The organism is Legionella cardiaca (assembly GCF_029026145.1).
Classification (GTDB): Bacteria; Pseudomonadota; Gammaproteobacteria; order Legionellales; family Legionellaceae; genus Tatlockia; species Tatlockia cardiaca.
The window spans coordinates 2774126-2782500 of sequence record NZ_CP119078.1; the positions used below are offsets into that span (position 1 = coordinate 2774126).

Below are 8375 nucleotides of genomic sequence, written 5' to 3' on the forward strand. Positions count from 1 at the left end.
ACGGTATTACTTAACTTCGACAGTCGCGCCAGCTTCTTCAAGCTTTTTCTTAATATCAGCTGCTTCGTCTTTAGATACACCTTCTTTAACAGTTGAAGGAGCACCTTCCACCAGGTCTTTAGCTTCTTTTAAGCCTAAACCAGTGATTTCACGAATTGCTTTAATAACGCCTACTTTGTTTGAACCGAAACTACTCATAACAACATTGAATTCAGTTTTTTCTTCAGCAGCAGCGGCACCGCCAGCAGCAGGGGCAGCAACTGCAACAGCAGCGGCAGCAGCAGAAACATTGAACTTTTCTTCCATTGCTTCGATAAGCTCAACAATTTCCATTACAGTCATGTTAGAGATTGTTTCTAAAATCTCATTTTTTGATACAGCCATTTCTAGCTCCTAGGTTAAAATTATAAAGATTATGTGGTTATTACTGTTTAGTGTCTTTAATTGCAGCAACGGTTCTTACCAATTTGGCATGAGGCTCTGCAAGTGTTCTGACAAATTTCTCAACAGGTGCTTTCATCACATACATTAGCTTAGCTATTGCCTCATCACGAGTCGGCAAGCTAGCAACCGCTTCCAGTTGATCAGCGCTATAAACTTTACCGCTGACAGCTAATGCTTTGACTTCAAGCTTATCAAATGTTTTTACGAAATCCTTTAGCAATCTTGCCGCATCACTCGGCGCTTCGAGAGATAAAGCAATAAACAAAGGACCAACCAGCTTATCGCTTAAGCAAGAAAACTCAGTATTTTCGAATGCTCTACGAGTTAATGTATTTGGCACAACTCGTAAATAAACACCTACTTTGCGAGCTTCGCTACGCAGTTGGGTCATTTGATTAACTGTTAAACCACGATAATCAGCAACGACTGCCGAAATAGCCTTAGAAGCAACAGCTGTTACCTCTTCTACAACGGCTTTTTTTGCAGCTAAAGTTAATGTCACGTTACTGACCTCCTAAGTTGTGCAAATCACTTGGATTTGACAGTTATGGTGGCCGTCTCAGAGAAACCTCGGAGTCGGTTCACCGTCTGCGCAGGATATTAAGCCTGTGGCACCTGCGGTCTTCGACGGCATCGAACCATGTCTATGCCGTGAAAGCGTTTTAAAGGGCGATATATATTACATAGGTATTGTAGCAAGATCAATAGGTAATCCTGGCCCCATTGTTGTTGATAATGAAATTTTCTTGAAATATACGCCTTTGGCAGAAGCTGGTTTAGCTTTTCGCAAATCAACCATCAAGGCAGCGATATTTTCAATTAAATCTTCAGCAGCGAAAGTAACCTTTCCAACCGTGCAATGAATAATACCGTTTTTGTCTGTTCTATAGCGAACTTGACCTGATTTGGCATCATTAACTGCAGCTTCAACGTTTGTTGTAACAGTACCAACTTTAGGATTAGGCATTAAACCACGTGGTCCTAAAATTTGTCCTAATTGTCCAACAATGCGCATTGCATCAGGAGTTGCAATAACAACATCAAAGTTCATTTCACCTGCTTTGATCTGTTCAGCAAGATCTTCAAAACCTACCAAATCTGCGCCAGCATTTTTAGCTTTAGTTGCATTGTCGCCCTGAGCAAATACGGCTACACGAACCTTTTTCCCAGTTCCTTTTGGCAAATTTGTTGAAGAGCGTACGACTTGATCTGATTTACGAGGATCAACACCAAGGTTTACGCTGATATCAACACTTTCTTCAAAATTTTTGCTAGCAAATTCTTTAAGTATAGCAATTGCATCGGTTGCATTGTAAAGATGATTGGGTTTCACCTTTTCACGAATTTTCTGTTGTTTTTTACTTATAGCCATTGGTAAACCCCTTATTCTAAACCTTCTACTTCAATACCCATGCTGCGAGCAGTTCCAGCAATACTACGAACTGCAGCTTCTAAACTACCTGCTGTCAAATCAGGTTGTTTCATTTTCGCAATGTCTTCGAGTTGAGAGCGTTTTAGTTTAGCAACCTTCTTGGTATTTGGGGTGCCACTTCCACTTTGAATACCAGCGGCTTTTTTCAACAATACAGATGCGGGAGGCGTTTTAGTTATAAAAGTAAAACTACGATCTGAATATACAGCAATCTGCACTGGAATAATTAAACCCGGTTCCATATTTTGGGTTGCAGCGTTAAATGCTTTGCAAAATTCCATGATGTTCACACCCTTTTGACCCAGGGCAGGACCAACTGGAGGACTTGGGTTTGCCTTACCAGCAGGAATTTGCAGTTTAATATATGCTTCTACTTTTTTAGCCATTATTACTCCTTATGGGTATAACGCTATTTCATTTACTGATGTAAATTACTTTAGCTCCCCGGTTACATACAAATCTATCTAGGTCTTCTCGACTTGGGAAAACTCTAGTTCAACAGGTGTTGAGCGACCAAATATCAATACCGCGACTCTTAAGCGGCTTTTCTCATAATTGACCTCTTCGACAACGCCATTGAAATCAACAAACGGTCCATCTTTAACACGAACCACTTCACCTGGTTCAAATAGAATTTTAGGTTTAGGCTTCGTCACGCCTTCCTCAACTCGCTGCAGAATAGCGCTCGCCTCTTTATCAGTAATTGGCGTTGGTGTTTGGCTTGTACCACCAATAAATCCTAAAACTCTAGGAATGGCACGAATCATATGCCATGTTTCATCATCCATAACCATATGAACCAGAACGTATCCTGGGAAGAATTTTCGCGTGCTTTTTCTCTTTTGACCTGCACGCATTTCAACAACTTCTTCCGATGGAACAACTACTTCACCTATTTTATCTTGTAGATGATGGTGATCAGCGCGTGATTTTATCTCGCGCATGACAAAATTTTCATAGCCTGAATAGGCATGAACGACGTACCATTGTTTAGTTTTATGCTCTTCCACCGTATTCTCAACCTAAATGTGTTAATTTAGCGATTACCCACATCATTGCAGAGTCTACACCCCAAAGAACAAATCCGGTTACTGCAACCATGACCATAACAATAGATGTGGTTTGAATAGTTTCCTGGCGTGTTGGCCAGACTACCTTTTGCAATTCTATTTTTGCGTCTTTTGCAAAAGCAAAGACCTCTTTTCCTTTGGACGTAAAAAATCCTAAGACAGCTACTAAGACAAACCAACTAATCCAGATAATGGCTTTTATAGGACCTGTAAATTCAAAATAGTAAGTCCCTAAAAAAGCAAAAATTGTGACTAGCAAAATGCCAAACCACAATACTATTTCTTTAAAGTTTAATTTGGAATCACTTGAATTTTTCATATTTATCTAATTGTTGGCAGGCCAGGAGGGAATCGAACCCCCAACCTGCGGTTTTGGAGACCGCCGCTCTGCCAATTGAGCTACTGGCCTAACATTAGCATATTGTGTGAGACTTTTCAGTCTCACACCTTCATCATTTATTCAATGATTTTTGCGACAACACCGGCACCAACTGTGCGGCCACCTTCACGAATTGCGAAACGCAATCCCTCGTCCATAGCAATGGGTGAATGCAAGCTAACTGTCATTTGGACGTTATCACCTGGCATTACCATTTCTATACCGCTTGGTAATTCACATGAACCAGTCACGTCAGTCGTTCTGAAGTAAAACTGGGGACGGTAACCATTAAAAAATGGAGTATGTCGACCACCTTCATCTTTTGACAGAACATATACTTCGGCTTCAAACTTGGTATGAGGCTTGATTGTACCTGGCTTAGCCAATACCTGGCCGCGCTCAACTTCATCTCGCTTCGTTCCTCGTAGCAACACACCGACGTTATCGCCCGCACGTCCTTCGTCAAGAAGCTTACGGAACATTTCAACGCCTGTGCAAGTTGTCTTCTGAGTATCACGGATACCTACAATTTCAACTTCCTCACCAACTTTAACAATTCCACTCTCAACACGACCAGTTACTACTGTTCCGCGTCCAGAGATTGAGAATACATCTTCAATCGGTAATAAGAAGCTCTTATCGATGTTTCTTACTGGCTCAGGTATATAGGAATCCATCGTCTCTACCAATTTCTCGATAGCAGGCACACCGATTTCACTCGTGTCCCCTTCCAATGCTTTCAATGCTGAACCAACAACAATCGGAATATCATCGCCTGGAAATTCGTAGCTGCTTAACAAGTCCCGAACTTCCATCTCTACTAATTCTAACAATTCAGGGTCATCTACCATGTCTGCTTTGTTCATGAACACTACAATGTAAGGTACCCCAACCTGGCGGGATAGCAGAATGTGTTCACGTGTCTGGGGCATCGGACCATCCGCTGCTGACACAACCAGAATAGCTCCGTCCATTTGAGCTGCACCAGTAATCATGTTCTTAACATAGTCAGCATGACCTGGGCAATCTACGTGGGCATAGTGACGGTTTGCTGATTCATATTCAACGTGCGCAGTCGATATCGTAATACCACGCTCACGCTCTTCGGGCGCAGCGTCAATTTGATCATACGCCTTCGCTGTTCCACCGTATTTCTTTGCCATTATCGTAGTAATCGCTGCAGTTAATGTGGTCTTACCATGGTCAACGTGACCAATCGTTCCCACGTTTACGTGCGGCTTTTTACGCTCAAACTTTTCCTTCGCCATCGAAAGATCTCCCCATTCAAAAGTTGATAACTGTATGGTGCCCACAACTGGACTCGAACCAACGACCTCTTCCTTACCAAGGAAGTGCTCTACCACCTGAGCTATGTGGGCCTTTAACTACAGTCTGCTCTATTCACAGGCTGTTATAAAACTTGGAGCGGGTGATGGGAATCGAACCCACGCTATCAGCTTGGAAGGCTGAAGTTCTACCATTGAACTACACCCGCTTGCTCACTTACTTTTATCGCACAATACTGGTGGAGGGGGAAGGATTCGAACCTTCGAAGGCAGAGCCGTCAGATTTACAGTCTGATCCCTTTGGCCGCTCGGGAACCCCTCCCAAAAGAACGCCATTTTCTTTCATGGTATGACCAAAGTCAATAGCTTTAGTCCAGTAAAGAGGACTAGATCTAGATGGTGCTGGCACCAGGAATCGAACCCGGGACCTACTGATTACAAGTCAGTTGCTCTACCTACTGAGCTACGCCAGCAATACTCTTTCACTATGTGCCTTAGTCAGGCCACTTTAAGTAGCCTTATTATGCAAGCACAGCATTCGCATTCTACGCGAATGACTATTTTAAATAAAGCCCTGACGATGACCTACTTTCGCATGAGGACGCCTCACACTATCATCGGCGCTGGTCTGTTTCACTTCTGAGTTCGAGATGGAGTCAGGTGGTTCCAGACCGCTATAGTCGCCAGGAAAACTGTTATCCTGCGGAGAAGCAAAGGGATTAAGCTTTGCCTGTCTCACAGGCTGGTAAAGTAAATTGCATTGGTTACACAAGCATGTCATTCAGTTGCCATACCTGAAGCGATTCAGGTTATATGGTCAAGACAATCAGCCAATTAGTACGAGTTAGCTTCACGCATTACTACGCTTCCACACCTCGCCTATCAACGTCGTAGTCTTCAACGGGCTTCATGGGAAAACTCATCTTGAGGGAGGCTTCCCGCTTAGATGCTTTCAGCGGTTATCCCGTCCGAACTTAGCTACCCGGCAATGCAACTGGCGTCACAACCGGTACACCAGAGGTTCGTCCACTCCGGTCCTCTCGTACTAGGAGCAGCTCCTCTCAATTTTCCTACGCCCACGGCAGATAGGGACCGAACTGTCTCACGACGTTCTAAACCCAGCTCGCGTACCACTTTAAATGGCGAACAGCCATACCCTTGGGACCTGCTTCAGCCCCAGGATGTGATGAGCCGACATCGAGGTGCCAAACACCGCCGTCGATATGAACTCTTGGGCGGTATCAGCCTGTTATCCCCGGAGTACCTTTTATCCGTTGAGCGATGGCCCTTCCATTCAGAACCACCGGATCACTAAGACCTACTTTCGTACCTGCTCGAGCCGTCACTCTCGCAGTCAAGCACCCTTTTGCCTTTACACTCTTGGTACGATGTCCGACCGTACCGAGGGTACCTTTGTGCTCCTCCGTTACTCTTTGGGAGGAGACCGCCCCAGTCAAACTACCCACCATACACTGTCCTCAACCAGGATTACTGGTCCAAGTTAGAACCTCAATAATAACAGGGTGGTATTTCAAGGTCGGCTCCATGCGAACTGGCGTCCGCACTTCTTAGCCTCCCACCTATCCTACACAGTTATCATCAAAGTCCAGTGCAAAGCTGTAGTAAAGGTTCACGGGGTCTTTCCGTCTAGCCGCGGGTACACTGCATCTTCACAGCGATTTCAATTTCACTGAGTCTCGGGTGGAGACAGCGTGGCCATCGTTACGCCATTCGTGCAGGTCGGAACTTACCCGACAAGGAATTTCGCTACCTTAGGACCGTTATAGTTACGGCCGCCGTTTACCGGGGCTTCGATCAAGAGCTTCTCCGAAGATGACCCCATCAATTAACCTTCCGGCACCGGGCAGGCGTCACACCCTATACGTCTTCTTTCGAATTTGCAGAGTGCTGTGTTTTTAATAAACAGTCGCAGCCACCTGGTCTCTGCGACCCTCACCAGCTTCGTTACGCGTGGTAACTAACCAGCAAAGGTGTACCTTCTCCCGAAGTTACGGTACCATTTTGCCTAGTTCCTTCACCCGAGTTCTCTCAAGCGCCTTAGTATTCTCTACTTGTCCACCTGTGTCGGTTTGCGGTACGGTTCTCTATAGGTTATGGCTAGCAGCTTTTCCTGGAAGCGGGGCATCAATGACTTCTCTGCACCACGTATGGTCAGAACCACTCAGCACCTCAGCGTTTCGAGAAACCGGATTTGCCAGGTCTCTCCGCCTACATGCCAGTACCGGGGCAACCAACGCCCGGCTCACCTAGCCTTCTTCGTCCCCACATCACCACCTATAAAAAGTCCAGGAATATTAACCTGGTTCCCATCGACTACGCTCTTCAGCCTCGCCTTAGGGGCCGACTCACCCTGCTCCGATTAACGTCGTGCAGGAAACCTGGGACTTCCGGCGAGAGGGTTTTTCACCCTCTTTATCGTTACTCATGTCAGCATTCGCACTTCTGATACCTCCAGCACACCTCTCGATGCACCTTCTTCAGCCTACAGAACGCTCCCCTACCACGTGTACTTAGTACACATCCGCAGCTTCGGTGTATAGTTTTAGCCCCGTTACATCTTCCGCGCAGGCCGACTCGACCAGTGAGCTATTACGCTTTCTTTAAAGGATGGCTGCTTCTAAGCCAACCTCCTGGCTGTCTGGGCCTTCCCACATCGTTTCCCACTTAACTATAACTTTGGGACCTTAGCTGGCGGTCTGGGTTGTTTCCCTCTTCACGACGGACGTTAGCACCCGCCGTGTGTCTCCCGTGATTCAATTAGCCAGTATTCGGAGTTTGCATCGGTTTGGTAAGCCATGACAGCCCCCTAGCCGAAACAGTGCTCTACCCCCAGTAATCATTCACGAGGCGCTACCTAAATAGCTTTCGGGGAGAACCAGCTATCTCCGGGCTTGATTAGCCTTTCACTCCTAGTCACACCTCATCCGATAATTTTTCAACATTACCCGGTTCGGACCTCCAGTTGGTGTTACCCAACCTTCATCCTGGACATGACTAGATCGCCCGGTTTCGGGTCTACTCACAGCGACTCGCGCCCTATTAAGACTCGATTTCTCTACGGCTTCCTTATTCAGTTAACCTCGCCACTGAAAGTAACTCGCTGACCCATTATACAAAAGGTACGCAGTCACACAGCCTAAGCCATGCTCCCACTGCTTGTACGCAAACGGTTTCAGGTTCTATTTCACTCCCCTCTCCGGGGTTCTTTTCGCCTTTCCCTCACGGTACTGGTTCACTATCGGTCAGTAAGGAGTATTTAGCCTTGGATGATGGTCCACCCATATTCAACCAGGATTACACGTGTCCCGGCCTACTTGTTCGTATGCTTAGTTCTTCATTAATACCACGTGTACGGGGCTTTCACCCTCTGCGGCCAGCCTTCCCAGACTGTTCCACTTCTATTAATGATAAATCATACCAGGCTCTTCCCCGTTCGCTCGCCGCTACTAGGAGAATCTCAATTGATTTCTTTTCCTTCGGGTACTTAGATGTTTCAGTTCCCCGAGTTCGCCTCTACAACCTATGTATTCAGTTGCAGATAACCCACTCTCGTGAGCCGGGTTCCCCCATTCGGACATCTCTGGATCAACGCACGTTTCCAACTCCCCAGAGCTTTTCGCAGGATTCCACGTCCTTCTTCGCCTCTTACTGCCAAGGCATCCACCGTTTGCGCTTCTCTTCTTGACCATATAACCTGAGTCTCCTCAGGCTATACAACAACTTAAGACAATACTAATTCGCTT

7 protein-coding genes, 5 tRNA genes and 2 rRNA genes are annotated in these 8375 nt (G+C 45.9%); all 14 read right to left on the reverse strand.

Annotated features, from left to right (window positions below; genetic code table 11):
- Window positions 1-6: 6 nt before the first annotated feature.
- Window positions 7-384 (reverse strand): 50S ribosomal protein L7/L12, encoded by a 378-nt coding sequence (gene rplL, locus PXX05_RS12090; protein ID WP_275088459.1) that lies wholly within the window; start codon window positions 382-384, stop codon window positions 7-9.
- Between the two features lie 40 nt (window positions 385-424).
- Window positions 425-946: a 50S ribosomal protein L10 gene (gene rplJ, locus PXX05_RS12095; protein ID WP_275088460.1), complete on the reverse strand. Its 522-nt coding sequence runs from the start codon at window positions 944-946 to the stop codon at window positions 425-427.
- Window positions 947-1123: 177 nt separating this feature from the next.
- Window positions 1124-1816 carry a 50S ribosomal protein L1 gene (gene rplA, locus PXX05_RS12100; RefSeq protein ID WP_275088461.1) on the reverse strand — a complete coding sequence of 231 codons (693 nt, stop codon included), beginning with the start codon at window positions 1814-1816 and terminating at the stop codon, window positions 1124-1126.
- 11 nt (window positions 1817-1827) lie between these two features.
- On the reverse strand, window positions 1828-2262 hold the full coding sequence (gene rplK, locus PXX05_RS12105; protein ID WP_275088462.1) for a 50S ribosomal protein L11: 435 nt from the start codon (window positions 2260-2262) through the stop codon (window positions 1828-1830).
- 78 nt (window positions 2263-2340) lie between these two features.
- Entirely contained in the window at window positions 2341-2886 is a 546-nt protein-coding gene (nusG, locus tag PXX05_RS12110) for a transcription termination/antitermination protein NusG (RefSeq protein WP_476737576.1), read from the reverse strand.
- Window positions 2887-2893: 7 nt separating this feature from the next.
- Window positions 2894-3265, reverse strand: coding sequence for a preprotein translocase subunit SecE (secE, locus tag PXX05_RS12115; RefSeq protein ID WP_275088463.1), 372 nt, complete (start codon window positions 3263-3265; stop codon window positions 2894-2896).
- A gap of 14 nt (window positions 3266-3279) precedes the next feature.
- A tRNA-Trp gene (locus PXX05_RS12120) sits at window positions 3280-3355 on the reverse strand.
- A 47-nt stretch (window positions 3356-3402) separates the two neighbouring features.
- Entirely contained in the window at window positions 3403-4593 is a 1191-nt protein-coding gene (gene tuf / locus PXX05_RS12125) for an elongation factor Tu (RefSeq protein ID WP_275088455.1), read from the reverse strand.
- 35 nt (window positions 4594-4628) lie between these two features.
- Window positions 4629-4704 (reverse strand) — tRNA-Thr (locus tag PXX05_RS12130).
- Window positions 4705-4746: 42 nt separating this feature from the next.
- Window positions 4747-4820 (reverse strand) — tRNA-Gly (locus PXX05_RS12135).
- 28 nt (window positions 4821-4848) lie between these two features.
- Window positions 4849-4933: transfer RNA gene (locus PXX05_RS12140), tRNA-Tyr, on the reverse strand.
- A gap of 75 nt (window positions 4934-5008) precedes the next feature.
- A tRNA-Thr gene (locus PXX05_RS12145) sits at window positions 5009-5084 on the reverse strand.
- Window positions 5085-5183: 99 nt separating this feature from the next.
- Window positions 5184-5299: ribosomal RNA gene (gene rrf, locus PXX05_RS12150) — 5S ribosomal RNA — on the reverse strand.
- A 125-nt stretch (window positions 5300-5424) separates the two neighbouring features.
- Window positions 5425-8319 (reverse strand): 23S ribosomal RNA (locus PXX05_RS12155).
- Window positions 8320-8375 lie beyond the last annotated feature (56 nt).